The organism is Ruegeria sp. YKSD179, assembly GCF_059612885.1.
Window position 1 is genome coordinate 50812 of the sequence record NZ_JBXWRL010000028.1, and the last position, 15401, is coordinate 66212.

The 15401-nt window shown below is 50.7% G+C and carries 14 protein-coding genes and 2 pseudogenes; 6 read left to right on the forward strand and 10 right to left on the reverse strand.

Translation table 11 applies throughout. The features are described 5' to 3' along the window. Positions 1–109 precede the first annotated feature (109 nt). Positions 110–1627: a metal-dependent hydrolase family protein gene (locus AC2FNE_RS13995; protein ID WP_496805616.1), complete on the forward strand. Its 1518-nt coding sequence runs from the start codon at positions 110–112 to the stop codon at positions 1625–1627. 77 nt (positions 1628–1704) lie between these two features. Here AC2FNE_RS13995 and AC2FNE_RS14000 read toward each other — a convergent pair whose 3' ends face one another. Both AC2FNE_RS14000 and AC2FNE_RS14005 read right to left on the reverse strand, forming a co-directional pair. Then, positions 1705–1956 (reverse strand): CBU_0592 family membrane protein, encoded by a 252-nt coding sequence (locus AC2FNE_RS14000; RefSeq protein WP_170477360.1) that lies wholly within the window; start codon positions 1954–1956, stop codon positions 1705–1707. Positions 1957–2722: 766 nt separating this feature from the next. Beyond that, positions 2723–3637, reverse strand: coding sequence for a DMT family transporter (locus AC2FNE_RS14005; RefSeq protein WP_254442548.1), 915 nt, complete (start codon positions 3635–3637; stop codon positions 2723–2725). A gap of 372 nt (positions 3638–4009) precedes the next feature. On the opposite strand from AC2FNE_RS14005, the gene AC2FNE_RS14010 reads away from it, so the two are divergent. Further along, complete coding sequence (locus AC2FNE_RS14010) at positions 4010–4948, forward strand: hypothetical protein (RefSeq protein WP_496805617.1); 939 nt, start codon at positions 4010–4012, stop codon at positions 4946–4948. Between the two features lie 369 nt (positions 4949–5317). Here the strand turns inward: AC2FNE_RS14010 and AC2FNE_RS14015 are convergent, their stop codons facing one another. The 5 genes and pseudogenes from AC2FNE_RS14015 to AC2FNE_RS14035 all read right to left on the reverse strand — a co-directional run bounded on the left by AC2FNE_RS14015 (position 5318) and on the right by AC2FNE_RS14035 (position 8925). Continuing rightward, positions 5318–5677 (reverse strand): group I truncated hemoglobin, encoded by a 360-nt coding sequence (locus AC2FNE_RS14015; protein WP_170477352.1) that lies wholly within the window; start codon positions 5675–5677, stop codon positions 5318–5320. Positions 5678–5959: 282 nt separating this feature from the next. Then, on the reverse strand, positions 5960–6613 hold the full coding sequence (locus tag AC2FNE_RS14020; protein ID WP_496805618.1) for a DUF1826 domain-containing protein: 654 nt from the start codon (positions 6611–6613) through the stop codon (positions 5960–5962). Beyond that, a pseudogene (locus tag AC2FNE_RS14025) lies at positions 6610–7113 on the reverse strand (GTP-binding protein); the annotation flags it as partial. The gene AC2FNE_RS14020 and the pseudogene AC2FNE_RS14025, both read right to left, overlap by 4 nt. 127 nt (positions 7114–7240) lie before the next feature. Next, entirely contained in the window at positions 7241–7864 is a 624-nt protein-coding gene (locus AC2FNE_RS14030; RefSeq protein ID WP_496805619.1) for a hypothetical protein, read from the reverse strand. A gap of 116 nt (positions 7865–7980) precedes the next feature. Further along, positions 7981–8925 (reverse strand): aldo/keto reductase, encoded by a 945-nt coding sequence (locus AC2FNE_RS14035; protein ID WP_496805623.1) that lies wholly within the window; start codon positions 8923–8925, stop codon positions 7981–7983. Positions 8926–9363: 438 nt separating this feature from the next. Here AC2FNE_RS14035 and AC2FNE_RS14040 point away from each other — a divergent pair, with 438 nt between their 5' ends. Then, on the forward strand, positions 9364–9777 hold the full coding sequence (locus AC2FNE_RS14040; RefSeq protein ID WP_496805624.1) for a phosphoenolpyruvate carboxykinase (ATP): 414 nt from the start codon (positions 9364–9366) through the stop codon (positions 9775–9777). Positions 9778–9970: 193 nt separating this feature from the next. Here the strand turns inward: AC2FNE_RS14040 and AC2FNE_RS14045 are convergent, their stop codons facing one another. Next, positions 9971–10174, reverse strand: a complete 204-nt coding sequence (locus AC2FNE_RS14045) for a GDCCVxC domain-containing (seleno)protein (protein ID WP_254442549.1) — start codon at positions 10172–10174, stop codon at positions 9971–9973. Between the two features lie 261 nt (positions 10175–10435). Between AC2FNE_RS14045 and AC2FNE_RS14050 the strand changes: the two genes are divergently transcribed. Further along, the gene (locus tag AC2FNE_RS14050) at positions 10436–11620 is read left to right on the forward strand and encodes an iron-containing alcohol dehydrogenase (RefSeq protein WP_170603582.1); all 1185 of its coding nucleotides are present in this window, start codon (positions 10436–10438) and stop codon (positions 11618–11620) included. 183 nt (positions 11621–11803) lie between these two features. Here AC2FNE_RS14050 and AC2FNE_RS14055 read toward each other — a convergent pair whose 3' ends face one another. Next, positions 11804–12673, reverse strand: coding sequence for an amidohydrolase family protein (locus AC2FNE_RS14055; protein ID WP_496805620.1), 870 nt, complete (start codon positions 12671–12673; stop codon positions 11804–11806). Beyond that, positions 12664–13671, reverse strand: coding sequence for an ester cyclase (locus AC2FNE_RS14060; protein WP_496805621.1), 1008 nt, complete (start codon positions 13669–13671; stop codon positions 12664–12666). The genes AC2FNE_RS14055 and AC2FNE_RS14060 overlap by 10 nt, the downstream gene beginning before the upstream one ends. A gap of 168 nt (positions 13672–13839) precedes the next feature. On the opposite strand from AC2FNE_RS14060, the gene AC2FNE_RS14065 reads away from it, so the two are divergent. Beyond that, positions 13840–14886: an ABC transporter ATP-binding protein gene (locus AC2FNE_RS14065; RefSeq protein WP_170603576.1), complete on the forward strand. Its 1047-nt coding sequence runs from the start codon at positions 13840–13842 to the stop codon at positions 14884–14886. Positions 14887–14961: 75 nt separating this feature from the next. After that, positions 14962–15401 (forward strand): annotated as a pseudogene (locus AC2FNE_RS14070) (ABC transporter substrate-binding protein); the annotation flags it as partial.

Sequence of the window (15401 nt, forward strand, 5' to 3'; positions counted from 1 at the left end):
TTTACGGAACTCTCTCATAAAAAGGGTGTAGTTTTCTAGGTCGATGTGTTGGTCGCCAAAACTCCCCGATGGACGCTAAGCAAACCTTCACAGTGACTTGCGAGGGCTGGTGGAAGTTCGTTTACAGAAATTGAACGTTGTCGAGGTCGCGACAGGTTTAGAGAGTGGAAACGTGCGTTCGAGCAGAGCTACCATAGCAAGTGACAAGTTTGTCTCAGGGGAACCCGCAGGTAATGCTGCAGATTGGCCGAACATATTCGAATGGTTTCAAATAATGACTATAGTTTCAGTACTGGCACTTCTCCCAGCTATGCTTACAGTCTTGCTGGCTTTCGGAGCGTCCGCTCAAGACAGCCAGCCGCGAACCCTGTTTGTCAATGTCGACGTTTTTGATAGTGAAAATGCGGCGGTCATTGAGAACGCCAACGTCCTTGTCGAGGGCAATTTGATAGCCAAGGTCTCGACCGATCCAATAGAACCGAACAATGCGGTAGTCATTGACGGTCAAGAACGGACTTTGATCCCAGGCCTGATAGACGGTCACAAGCACATCATGCTTCCGACCTCGCCCTTGGCCTTAGCATATAACCTTCACTGGTCATACACGGGCGCTCTGGTAACGCGCGAAGCGGAACGAATGCTGATGCGGGGCTTTACGACGTTGCGGGATGCGGGCGGCCCATCCTACGGCATAGCCCAGGCCATAGACGAGGGGATCGTTCCCGGACCGCGCATCTTTAGTTCAGGACACTGGATCGGTCAAACGTCCGGCCACTTCGATTTCCGTTTATACAATGACACCCACCACAGACAACGAAGTGATCGTACTGTTTTTGAGCGGGAGTGGTCGTTCATTGCCGACGGAGTATCTGAGGTACGGGCGGCCACTCGCGAGGTGCTGCGCCTCGGGGCAACTCAGGTTAAGATCAGCCTGGGTGGAGGTAACTCGACTCCATATGATCCTCTGGATACAACCCGCTACAGTCCCGAAGAAATTCGCGCCGCTGTGGAAGCTGCTGAGGACTGGAACACATACGTCATCGTTCACGCTTACACGGATGAGTCTGTCATCCGGGCACTTGAAGGCGGGGTAAAAAGCATCGATCACGGCAACATGATTTTTGAGGAGGAGACCATTCGCGCCATACGCGACGCCGGGGCCATCCTCAATCCGCAGTTTCTGATCTTCACACCGGATGAGAACATGTTGGCTGCAGGCGATCCCGCTACTATCGAAAAGGGAGCGCCACTGCGCGATAATGTCGAAAACTATGTGGCTTTGATCAAAAAGTACGACCTTCCGATTGCTTTCGGTGTGGACCTGTTCGGAGCTCCGGAGTTGATGGCAATGCAAAACCTTGAGTTCGAGCGCCGTGGTCGTTGGTGGTCTGGGGCAGAAGTCTTGCAACAGGCCACATATAACACGGCAAAACTTGTGGAGATGTCGGGACCGCGAAACCCATATCAGCAAGGCCCGCTTGGCGTGATTAAAGCGGGAGCATATGCAGATTTGATACTTGTTGAAGGCAATCCGGTTGAGGACATCAATCTGTTGGTCGACCCAGAAGCGAACTTTCTGATTATCATGAAGGATGGCATTATTTACAAAAACGCGCTCGGAGGCTGATTCAATTCAAGATGCGATTGAATCTTCGGTGACCGCCCTGTGGACACTGCGGAAGTCCAATCCCATAGATCACATTTTCAACGTCTAAAGGTCCAACGCACAAGAGCCGTGATCGCAATGCCGACCCAAAGCACTTCAATCAAAATTGCACCCGCATTAGGTCGATACCAGAGCGACAAAAGAATGAGCAGAGCTCCTGAAAGGTTGAGGAGATTGAACCCCGGCTTGCGCGCATCGACCCAGCCACGAGAGACAGCTAAATAAGCGCCTGCAATCAAAAGCGATCCAAGCACGCCAATCCAGTCGATTAGGGTAAGTTCGGCAATCATTATGTAAGTCTAAATCCAAAATAGGCTCCTGACATTCAAAAAATGCCGTTGGAAATAACGGGCCACCTTTAAATAATTGTTTTCCACCCAAAGCAGTTAGCTGACTAGTTCGTTCGAGAATGCTCTTTTTTTCAGACCATTGAAGCAGCGGATCCTGGAGAAACCCGCGCGAGTTTATTGCAGGATCCATTCGTCGCGAGCTTACACAATGCCTCGCATTCTGAACTGACCCAACACATGCCCGACCCGGAATCTTTACAACGGCTTATATCGAATGATCTAATGGTTTATGGTGAATTGTTTTGAAAGAATCCTTTAACAAGGCGGGCTTCCAGTGAAACATAAATCGCTTATCTATGGAGCTGTGGTATTTGCGGCCGTATTTTTTGTAGGCTGGATTACTGAAATGGGTGGTTCATTTCTGCCAAATCTGGGCTTCAGTATCCTAATGGGGGTTTTCGCCGCCATTTGCTTTTCACTGGTCACGAGGTTCGGGAAAAATCGTTGACCGCTGAGCCTTGGAACGATGTAAGCGCAGCCTCTTAAACAGCTTGGAGAAACGCCTGAGCGGTGTTGCAGCTTTTATACTGCATTTCGTTTTTGAAACAAACTAACGGACAGTCTTTGCTCGGCAGCGCTCGGCGTTCCAAAAATGGACGCGATACAGTTGCGTCGTCGCAAATCAGGCGCATTGCCCATCACGCTTTCGACTTATGTAACAGGCCATCCCATGATCGATCTTTGAAATTCCTAAAATCTTATTGACCTATTTACGAGTTCGCAAAGCAAGCCTTTCACGGTTCAGGGTGTACAAACCTGTTGCAACAATGATCGCTGCGCCCAGCCAGGTCCATGAGTCTGGCAGTTGCCCGAATACGAAGAAACCATAAATGGTGCCCCAAATGAGCAAGCTGTATTGAACAGGAGCCACAACGACTGCCTGAGCAGCATCCAGCGCCATAATGACGAGGACTTCGGCTGCGGCTGCTAGGACCGCCATGCCCAACAGCAAAACCAAATCCAACCCGCTCGATGGTGTTTGCCAGACAAAAGGTAATGGAAGGGTCAAAAGACCCCAAGATACGATGGCTGTATACGCAACCGTAGTTCGTGTTCTGTCTTCGCCAGCAAGTATTCGCGATAATACCTGTCTCATGGCAAAAGCGGACGCGGCAACTATTAATAAAATCGACGCTGGATGGATAACACCCATTCCGGGCCTGATAACGATCAAAGTTCCAAGAAAACCAATCACGACCGCAGACCATCTGCGGATACCCACTTGCTCACGCAGAATTAGCGCTCCCATTACCGTCACGATGAAAGGCGCAACGAAAGTAATCGCAACTGCGTCTGCAAGGGGAACATAGCTGACACCAACAATGAATAGCGTTGCAGAACATGCCGCCAAAGCGCCACGTCCGATTTGAAGTTTGGGGTTTTTCGAAGACAAAACCCCCGTGCCCTGAATTGAAATCAAAACGACAACCCCCAGAAACAACCCGAGTTGGCGGAACCACACGATCTGTATGGGGTGGACAGTTTCTGTAAGGAACTTTCCCATCGTATCGACGGCAGAGAACAGAAACATGCCAAAGGCCATTAAAGCGATGCCACGCATACTGTCCGTTTGCCGTTCAGGCAGAACCTCTTTTTTCTGAATAATGGGTGTGATCGCCATAACAGACTCCAATAGAGCAGCCTTTGAAAAGGAGCTATTGAATTCTGCTGTCCCGAGACCCGTTTACGTGTCAGTCGAAGGCATCCAACGCGGATTTAACCAATTTCTCGACGCGTTCCATACTTTTCGGATAACCAAGCATTTCGCGCGCAACTGATAACAGGAAAGGCTGCACCGCAGCCTCACAACTTATGACAGCGGAGGTTCGATGCGAAACCTGAGTGGACGAAAACTTTCTGCCAGTTCGACCGTAAAGCGCTCACCGTTAACCAAAATCGCATGCAGTAATCGAACTGAATACACTTCTTTGCATGCGCAAATTGCCATATGTTTGGGTTACGCCAACTTGGTATAGGAAACCAAAATCTTACTATGAAGTCAGGCTCTCCCTCTCAAATTAGATTTGATGGCCATGTTTATTTTCACATCGGCCCGCATAAAACTGGAACCACCTCAATCCAGACATTCCTGCAGAAAAACTCAGGCTCTTTGAAAGAACAAGGAATATTGTATCCGACCGGCGGCAGAAGCTTTTTGAACGGACCTGAACTTAGCGATCGAAGTCGTTTGTTAATTTTTCATCATCCCTTGGTAATGGACCTCTTCGACAAGAATACGGATAAAGTCACTGCTCACGTCCAGGCGATTCAGAGCGAGATAGATGAACATCAACCCAATCTGGTGGTAATATCCTCTGAAGTGCTTGCGCGACCGGCCGTAACAGGCTCGTTCGTGTACCAGGACTTGCGCCGCATATTTGTTAATGCCGATCGGTCTTGGGTTCTATACCTTCGGCGGCAAGATGATCTGCTAGTTTCACTTTTTACCGAGGGCTTGAAGCGCGGGGGGAATCCTTGGCCTAAATCAATACTAGATTCTGAAAGTGTTGATGCTCTGGATCATAAAGCCAGGCTACAAAAATTAGAATCTGTAATAGAATCTGACCGCCTCATTGTTAAATCGTTCGAGAGAGAAAAACCAAGCATCGTTGAGTCCTTTCTTGATGAACTAGGTGTGGATTCTACTGATGACTTCAGCTTTGCAGAAAAAGAAAGGCAATCCGCATCGGCGCGAGCAATTAACCTTCAACGCCTCGCAAATTGTTTGCCGTTCGGATCAGCGCGATTTCGTAGCTGGGCCTTGCGACTTGATCGTTCAATGACAAAACTTGGCTTTGAAAGTAGCAGTGCGCACAGTTTGCTGAATGACCACGATAGGGTCAAACTTCGGCATAAGTATCAAGCTACAAACTTGTACGTCGAGAACAGGTACTTTGTTGAAAAGGAATCTGGTCTTTTGATTGATGACTAGGAGAAGCAGTTCGATGTGACCTCCATCCATGGTGCCATCGATTATAGAGATGCTTCCAAATGAGTTTTTCGGAATTTGCATAATGCTTTGGATGTATTTTTTTGTTCAGAACTTCTTTTAAAAGTTCTTGTTTGTAGGCGCATATTGCGTCGCAGGCGGCATATCTATGCATCCGCTGAATTCAATTCGATCCATTGACTAGCATTAACTGCTTGCCGACTTGCTGATAACGCGAGCAGGAATTTCAACGCGCTTTAGAAACAAGCCCAGCGCAGTCGATCATTCAGTATTGGCGAACGCAAGATTCGTAAAAAGAGAAGGCAATGTTAAGATTCTATTTTCGCCAAAACTTATCGGTTTTCCCAAAGCTCAGATTCCGACAACTTGGTCCTTGAGGCTATACAGAATATACAAAACCTCTTCTTGTTCCCGCTGACCAACATTGTTTTCTTTCAGGGCGTTCATAGCGTCGTCTAGAACCGCGACAAACTCATCTCCGCTAATGTTCATATGTTGATGCGCCGTGATCATGTCTTTTCCTGAATAAATCTCAGGTCCGCCAGAACCAGCTATGAAGAAGTCTCCTGCCATTTGTTTGAGATGTACCATATCGGTTCCTGCAAATCGCGCTGCGACAACCGGGTTTCTGGAGTGATTGTCGACCAGAACGTCGGCTATTCGTCGTATACCGTCCGTTCCACCCAGTCGATCGTATAACGTGGCAGTCATAGTGCACCTCTTGTATCCAGCGTACTTTGAACAATCCTTTTCAAGGACGCTAGCATGGTATGCTGATAGAGGCCAAATCTCTTGAATTTTGGCTGCGCCAATGATCGTAGCTCACCTCCAAATTTGATGCGCGATTTGGACCTCAAGAGGATGTTTGCTGGACGTGCTCCCAACGACTGCTGTGCGGACAAGCTGATCAGTTGTTTAACTAGTGCGAGTAACGGTGCCTTCCTAATATCAACCGCGGCCATACTTCTTGGCGATTTGCAGTGCTTTGCTGGGTTAATCAATCAACACTTGTTCGAATTTGCTGTTGGGCCCGACGACCGGGTCCAGGACAAGCACAAGCCGGGTTTCTCCGGAACCTTCAATCGGTGGCGAACGGTGCAAAAGTCCTGACTTCGGCTGCTCAGGCCAGCGCGTTCCGCGCAACAGAATTGGAGTGGCAGTAGGAACAGTGAAGACGCGACTCGGATCTGCTCCGTTGCTGGAGACACCATATTGTGTGCCCGTCCCGCGGTATGTATAAACGAGACGCGCAGTTACGGCATCAATGTGAAACCTGCGACAGGCGTTCGTGGTTACGACATCTAAGCGTAGGCGCAGCCATTCCTTAACCATTACATTTGCGAAGATGTCCGATAGTGCAGCCACATCCTCAATCAGGCGATCACATTCGGTTCCCTTTGGAGTTTCCGCTGCTTCGCATATCTCAGAAACTGCCTGCCGAACCGCTTTCGGGCGCAGAATCAATCGTGCTTGGGGCAGGTATTCTGATGGCAAGCCGTCAATCCAAGATTGAAAGCGGTTCAAAGGCTTTCGACGCCAAAGCACAGCGGCACAACCTGGATGATGAATCGTTGTCAGACCCTCTGGCGTTTCTGCGACTCCAACTCCGATTGCCGCGTCCTTAACGGCTTCTCGAGCATAAATCATGCTGCCACCTCGGCGCGACGCCACATTGGAAAGGGATCGGGCAGGTCCGGTAAGTCATCTGGTCGACCCGCAACAAGCGCAGGAAGCAATGCCGCGTCCAGCCGGGCTTTCAACGCGGGCCAATCGATACCGGTCCCGATAAACACGATTTCCTGGCGCCGGTCACCCCAGGGTTCTTGCCAATGTGCTAGCATGTACGCCCGTGCGCTTTCGTGATCAGGGCGTCGATCCTCTGGAACAGTGGCCCACCAAGTGCCAAGCGGTTTGACCGAGGACAGAGCGCCGGCAAGTGAAAATTCCGCTACCCAATCTGGGCGGGTGGCAATCCAGAAATGCCCCTTGGACCGGATCACGCCGGGCAATCCACCGTTGAGTACGGCCATAATCTTCTCGGGCACGAAAGGTTGCCGTGCTCGATAGACGAAGCTTTTCACCCTGTATTCCTCGGTTTCCGGAACATGGTCCGCAAACCCGTAGAGTTCTTTGACCCACATCGGATAGCCGCATATAGCCAAACTGATAGACATATAATCTACGGTGTGAGCTCTCTCGGAAGTTTAATCTGACAAGTTCCAACAAACTCGGCAGATGTCGCTATGGCTAGAGCAGAAACACAATCAATCCGCGCTAGTTGATGCCGATCCCGATATCAAAGGTAACCGGTTGAGAACTCTCGTTAACAACCTCAATTACGTGCTCGCCCGATTGCCATAGCTGGCCTTGATATGGAGTGTCCGAAGAAATCAGGTCTAACAGCAAAGAGCCGTCGGGATTTAATATTTTGTAGTCCAAAGCTCCGCCGCGTGATCCGACGTTTACGTTCAGAAATTGACCATCGCTTGCGCCCAGGACGTAGCGAACCGTGGTACCCGCTTGTAGTGTCGCACTTATGGTGGTGCCGCTTGTGCCTGCGTCGAACTTTACAACCTGATCCCCAGATACTGTCAGCGCTGACGCAGGCGCTCCGTCCATCGCGCCTTCTCCATCGTCGCCCTTTTCGGCGTTTTCATCAACGCGCCGCAGATCAGCAACTTCGGGCCCAGACCAAACGATGCATTCGTATTCAAAACCATTTCCATCGCGAAGCCGCACCATAATAGCGGCTTCGCTGAATTCTTGACCAAGAACCTCTCCACCGACATTCCCGAAGCGGGATATTAACTCATCAATACAAGCGTTCGCCTCGTCAGAGATATCTGAAAGAGCCGGCATGGGGAGTACGGCAAATACCAATAAGCATTTCCTCAACATCGTAAATTTCCTTTCGGTCAGTGGCCGGATTACCTCGGCGTGTCGAATAATTGTCCGAGCTTGAAATTAACTGAGAGGTGGCTTTGTTCAAAAAGCGGCCCCAGATGAATCTCGTTCTAAGCTTCCGGATCCGCCGAAGATTGGTTGAGCTCTGCCAGTTCTTCCCAAACAGCTGCGGGGATTGGCCATTCCGCCCATTCCATTGCCTGTTGAACGTGCTGAGGCCACGTGACTCCGCAAACGGTCGAGGCAATATCTTCGTCTTGCAAGGAATATTGCAGGGCCACTGCGCCGGCTGGAATATCATGGCGCGCACAAATCTCTTCAACCGCGCGAATTGGTTCAAGAATTTCGTCATTCGCCGGTCGATAAACGTAAAACCGATGCAGCGCACTCCCCCGTGCCAAAGCGCCGCCAGAGAAAGGTGCGGCATTTATGACTGAAACACCCCGGGATCTTGCGAGTTTGATCAATGGTTCCGCGTTATCGTTTACGAGAGTGTGCCTATTGTGTGTTAAGACAACGTCGAAATCCCTGTCCTTCAAAATTGGCATCATGACATCGATCCGCCCCGCAGCGATCCCAACAGCTGTTGCCAGGCCTTCCTCTTTGATACGGAATAACTCGTCGATAGCGCCGCCGCTTGCCGTAACCTCGGATAGATCGTTGGAATACTCGATATCGTGAATGTGAAGAATATCAACGCGTTTGACACCCAGCGCCTCCAGACTCTCCTCGAATGATCTCCGAGCTTGAGATGCATCGAAAGCACCTGTTTCCATATTCCTATCCAATTTGGTGGAAAGAACTCGACCATCCGGCCACCCACCAAGTTCGCGAATGACTTTTCCGATACGCTCCTCACTGCGCCCCATGGCATAGCATCGCGATGTGTCCAGAAATGCATTGGGTACAGAAAGTATTGCCCGAATTGTATCAATCGCGCGATCTTCATCGACTTCGTAGCCGTATATTTCGGGAATACTTCCCAGGCCGGTCGACCCAAACCCTATGCGAGGAATTTTTACTCCTGTCGTTCCAATTTCACGTAACTGTGCTATGCCAACCTCCCCAACGGCTCAGGACATTCATCAATGTTGCTCGAGCAACTTCTGATAAACAAGTCCAATTTACAGCACAACATTCGACGAATGACCAAGCTGGCGTGACGCGAATTTCTGCGTTCGCCAGCTTCAAACCGTACAAGCTCTGTCTTAAAGCTCTCGGTGACCACATACTGTCAACGAGCAGCGGATCGCAGACTTTTCAAATCTCAGCATCAATGGCTTGCGCAGCCATCTGGCAAGAGGTCCACGTTAGGTAATCTTGTCTCCCACGAGGACGATATGGTTGCAGCCAATCCCAAATTTACCTTTATGGAGTTGCAAAATTCGAACAATCCCAAGGAGCTTTTATTGGCTCCGCGCCCTGTAAAAACGGAGTTGACGGCGCGACAAGATTACTGTGCCGCTTAGGAGTTACGCGCGCCCCACTCCTACATTTTGACCTGCTTCGGAGCGCCATTTCTTACCCGTAAGCCGGAAGTATATGCCGATATGTTCGCATCTCGGCTGAAGAAAAGCGGGGCGCGCGCATGGCTGATAAACACGGGCTGGACCGGTGGTGGAGCCGATACTGGGCACTGGATGCCTATCGCGGCGACACGGGCATTGTTGCAGGCCGCCATGGACGGCACGCTGTCAGATGGTCCTTTTGTCAATGGCAGCGTCTGGACCACTCGAATTCCGTCGAATGGTCCAGACGAGGCAGCACGATTTCTTCACCCAGAGAATACTTGGGCCGACAAACAGGCATTTGAGATCGCAGCTAAGTCCTTGAGGGACAAGATAACAGATCAATTGGATAAACTTGGGTTGGAAAATACCCTAATCCGCGAAACTTGCTCAGTTTGAAGGGACATAAATCAGTCAGAGCTGGCTTGGATTGCGGAACAAGTGTGCTTAGCAATCCTGATAGTAAGCAAAGAAGATGGGTTCTTCTGTCCCAAAGGCTCTGACTGGTTTGTGACATCAAAGAGAAACCGGGTAAGTTGGTTGATCTTTCAGCCAAAGGTTTGATCCACGAATTCTATTGCCCACAACTGCATCATCCGCAGCAACTTTTACCCTCTTGGATAGGTGGACAAGCAACAGTTCCATAGGAACAGTAAACACAGCAGTCTCCGGTCAATGGCTTCAAAATAGTCTTGCAAGACTTACACTCGTAAAACCACTGACACGCATTTGTCGGCATTGCTTCGACTGCCGAGTGGCCGCACTTTGGGCAAGTAATTTTACTTTCCAAGATCATATTCAAATCGTTCTTTTTCGCACATCATTGCAGATGAGAAGTTATCTTGCCTGTTTCGCTTGTTACCGCAAGCGTTGAAGGTAACACGCGACCTTGGATCGCCGCTGTTATCGGCAAGGCCCACAGTTATGGGTGCCTTCGGAATTCATAAATTTCTCGTGCAGGAATTTTGTTAAGGTGTTCTAAAAAGCCGCGTGTCGGTCCGATTTGGAACACCAAGGACCATTTGCCCGCGGACCTATCATATTGAAAGATAATGCGATGCAAATTCAGAAAGACGCTGAAATCCTACAACCTCAGGACTGGACCTTTCCCGTGCCGATCGCCTACGGCCCGGGTCGCTTAGCGGAGATTGGCGAAAGGTGCGTCGCGCTTGGTGTCGCAAGGCCGTTGATTGTCACCGATCGCGGAAGCCAGACCTTACCCTTTCTTTCTAAGTTACAAGGCTCACTGACTGACTCCGGCATATCTTCGGATGTGTTCTTCGACATTTCGCCTAACCCACGCGATGACGAAATCGGTGCTGGTCGTGATTTGTTCAGGAACGGCGGTCACGACGCGATTATTGCGATTGGAGGCGGCAGCGCAATGGACGGCGGAAAGTCCATATGCCTGACTGCAAACAACGAGATTGATCTTTGGGCTTTCGAGTTTGAACAACCTGTTCCCGAGATTGCATCAAGCAAGCCCTTCCCGACCCTAATAACCGTTCCGACAACGGCAGGGACTGGTGCCGAGACCGAAAGCACCGCAATGGTCACGCATGTCAAAAAAGGTATGAAGTTCTGCGTCTGGCACCCAGACTTAAAACCGTCTCTTGCACTTCTGGATCCAGAATTGACAATCAGCCTTCCACCAGATTTGACGGCTTGGACGGGCGCAGACGCGATGACACATGCGATAGAGGCTTATCTGGTCCCCGGGTTCCATCCACTGTGCGATGGACTTGCATTGGAGGGTTTGGCGCTTGTGTCCGCCTGGCTTCCGATTGCCGTACGTGAACCCGAGAACATGGCCGCCCGTGGAGGAATGCTCATGGGTTCATGCCTGGCCGGGATTTCGTTTTTAAAAGGTCTCGGCCTTGTCCATGCCATTTCGCACATGGTTGGGGCAGAATTTAACACTCAACATGGGCTGACAAATGCGATCATCCTGCCAGTCGTGTTGCGGTTTAATCTCCCCGGCATGGAACCAAAAGTGAAAAGGATGGCATATGCGATGGGGCTTAACGACCACTCCATAGAAGCCTTCATAGCTGAGGTTGAACGCATATTGGATGACATTGGAATACCAAAGTCTCTGAGTGCTATTAACGTTCCCTTGGATTGTTCCCAGCGCATTGCGGGAAAAGCACAAATGGACAGCGCGGCAGCGACAAATCCCCGAACAGCCAGCGTGGATGAGATCCGCGCCCTCACCGAGACCGCAATATTGCAAGCGCGCTAGACCCTCGGCTTAGGTCAAAATCTAACGACACCCCAGACCTGCAACCGGGCATAGGAATGAAGCAATATCGAACCCAGCGCGGCGCTGTATTTCAGATAGCGAAGCATAAGAACGGCAGATCACCTACACTCACCGAGATGGCAATTTTGACATTTGAAAATACCTTCAAGCAATGTTTCGCCATTAGATGCGATAAAAGCGCTTCGAAGTATTTCGGAAAACATCGTCCTGTAAAGAGCTTGGGGTCAGTTCAAAATGCCTTGAAACAACTTCTTCATAAGTGGAACTGATGCTATCGACAGGAAAATTCGATCCAAACATGCAGCGATCGGCGCCGAACTGCGATAAGCAAGCTGAAAAGATTGGCGAAACACTTTTGGCGTTCCAGTTTTGGTCGAACATTCCGAGGCCAGAAAGCTTGCAGTAGACCTGCGGCAAGTCAGACAAAGATTTCAAAGCTTCGGCCCACTTAAGAAGCCCAGATGATGTCCGGTCATATGGGGATCCGGCATGGCAAAGCGCGACCTGAGTATCAGGAGCATTCGCAAGAACGTGCGCCGTTTGATCCATGAGTTCAGGCAACAATTGAAGGTCAAATGAAAGACCGCGTGAACCCAATTGTCTAAGGCCGGACAAAAACTTTGGATTGTGGAGCAGCGCGTTCGTACCTGTTTTTGCATCTTCACCCGGAGCGCGACCGATAATCTGGCGAACGCCGCGTACCGACGATAAGGTTTGAAGACGATCGAGTTGTTCCTCCAAATCATCAGCGGTCAAATCGCAATACGCAACTTGAACTAACGGCCAATCCTGGAACTGTTCGGCTATGGACTGCACCCATTGAGCTTCGGCCCATGGATCGGCCGCGCCGACTTGGATATGCACCGATGCCGCGACGCCTTGAGCTTCGGCGTCAACCCGGAATTCCGGCAGCAAGTAGTCCCGCTGGATCGAAGAGGGGTCGCCAAAAAAGCGAATGACACCTTTCTCCATTAGCCAAGGATAATTCACTGCAGACAAATCCCATAAGTGGTGATGTGCATCTATCCGCATGGCGTTTCGATCCCAGTGGTGCGTGCCAGAATATCGACGCCTTGCCCCTTCCAGAAGTGTAGAAGATCTATGAAAATCCAATTTTCGGCAAGTTTGTCACCGGCGCGACGATAGATGTCGATCACTCTGAATTCACTGGCTTTACCCGTCGCTGGCATACCCATGAACCCACCGGTGGGAACGGCCGTGAAGTTAGGCCACCCGAAAAAGCCGCCATAGTGACCCTCGGCAAGGCGGCAGACATGTTTTGTCTTTGTCCGGTCTTTGAAAGAGGCGCGAAAAGGCCCGGAATGTTGCTTGGAATAGCGTTCAATCGTGTAAGTCGCGCCAATTCCTTCTGGCCCCCACCAGATCATGTCATCATGCCAGCTTCGGGCTAACTCGTCTTCAAGCGAAAACCCACTGTCCCACTGACCCAGATCTGCGATCATCGCATTTATTACTGCCATGGTCTTCTTGCCCTCTTCAACGGGTTGCTCACTAAATAACAAGCCGTCGTGGGTTCTCGGGCCGGGTTGCAGCAAATGCGCTGCGGTCTGAGGGGGAAACGGGTTTTGCCCTGCTTGCACCATCAGGTGTGGTATATCGAAGTACATCGCCGTCTCAACGATCCGTTGTTCGACTATTTTGTAGAATGCGCAATAGCGCAGGAATGCCAATTTGCCTGTTGGACGAATATCCAACCACGGTTGGTCGAACAGCCCCATTAAATTCCCCATGGACACGACCCAGATGTCAGCATCATCGCTCAGCGAGTTTTGTCCGGCGAACATGATATCTATGCGGTTCTGGAGATTAGTAATACTGCTTTTGAGCGGCTGCCAGAATTGCAGAGCCACCTGTTCCACCCCGTTGATTTGGTTGAATGGCTGAAAGCCATGCCACACCAAATCAGAAGCGCAGAATTGTGACATTACAAATTGAACTTCCTGCTCTTTGGCAGAGTCCAAGGCGGCGTGAAACGCCGAAACCAGTTTTTTTTCCGATTGAAAACTCACAGTATTTACCATTTTAATCAGCGCTTTACGAGCGGCGGGCGATCGAATTGAGTCGGCCACAAACAACATTCTTGCATACGTATGCAAAAATGTCTTGCCAGAAATGATGAGGCAATATTACAGTTTTGCAAACGTATGCAAAACGAATCCTTCCCGGGAGTAGGCACTATGGCAGAAATTCAACTGCGCAATGTCGGTAAACGCTGGGGCTCTTTTATCGGGGTCCACAATTTCGACCTGACAATTGCGGATAGAGAGTTTCTGGTTCTTCTGGGTCCCTCCGGTTGCGGCAAGACTACTACCATGCGGATGATAGCCGGCTTGGAAGATGTGACCGAAGGCGACATCATGATTGACGGCAATGTAGTTAACGATCTGGAACCCAAGGACAGAGACGTAGCGATGGTGTTTCAGAGTTACGCTCTTTACCCAAACATGAACGTTTATGAAAACATCCGCTTCCCGTTGAAGGTTCGCGGTATCGACCCTTCGACCCACGATGAAAAGGTGCGCCGCGCCAGCGCTATGGTCGAGTTAGACGACTTCCTCCACCGCAAGCCTGCGGAGTTGTCGGGTGGTCAGCGGCAGCGTGTGGCACTGGCCCGCGCAATTGTCCGCGAACCTAACGTGTTCCTGATGGATGAGCCGTTGTCCAACCTGGACGCCAAGTTAAGGGTATCTACCCGGGCGCAAATCAAAAATCTCAGCCACGAACTGGCAGTGACAACGATCTACGTGACCCATGATCAAATCGAGGCCATGACCCTTGCTGATCGCGTAGTAGTCATGAAGCAGGGGGTGGTGCAACAGGTCGGAAGCCCGACCGAGATTTACGACCGCCCTGCAAACACTTTTGTGGCCAGCTTCATCGGGTCGCCTGCGATGAACCTGATGGAGGGCGAGGTAAGCGGCAGTGTGTTCCGTACCGAACATGTCGAAATTCCGGTAAATGCTCCGGACGGACCGCTGACGCTCGGATTTCGCGCCGAAGATGCAAGCCTTGCCGATAGTCAAGGTCAGATCACGGCTCCAATCTATACACTGGAGTTACTGGGCGATGCGACCATGATCTCGGTGCGTGTTGGCGGCGCGCTGGTTTCAGTCAAGGCTGACAAAGCATTTCGCGCCGAGATTGGCGAAACAGTCTCTTTCTCGGTGCCGACAGAAATCTGTCACCTCTTCAAAGCTGGAAGCGGTGCGCGGATCGGGGACTAGCCCCATAAACTGTCCTCACGGGCAAAACACCGGTCCGGACGTCGACGACGGACCGATCCTGACAGGGAGAAACGCATGAAAATCAAGACGATCCTATTGGCAGGTGCTGTGTCCATCGCCGCTGGTGGTGCATGGGCCGATTGCGCCTTTGAAAACGAAGTGCCGTTGAAATCGCTTTCGGCTGGCTTTGAAGCGTGGAAAGCCGTCACAGATGCGATGGCAGAGTGTGGTAATTTCAGCGCCTCGCTGGACCAGGAATTCCGCGAAAAACAACCCGAAGCTTTTGCGGCTGACCCAGCACTTTACCAGATCGGCGGCGTATCGAACGCCACTCTGGTGCCTTTGCTGAACGCGGGAACGATCCGGCCGCTGGATGATCTGGTTGAGAAATACGGCCAGGACTTGCTGCCAAACCAGCTGATCAAAGTGGATGGCAAAACCATGGCGATAGCCATGATGGTGAACGCGCAGCACTTGATGTACCGGGACGATGTTCTGGCGGAATTGGGCATAGA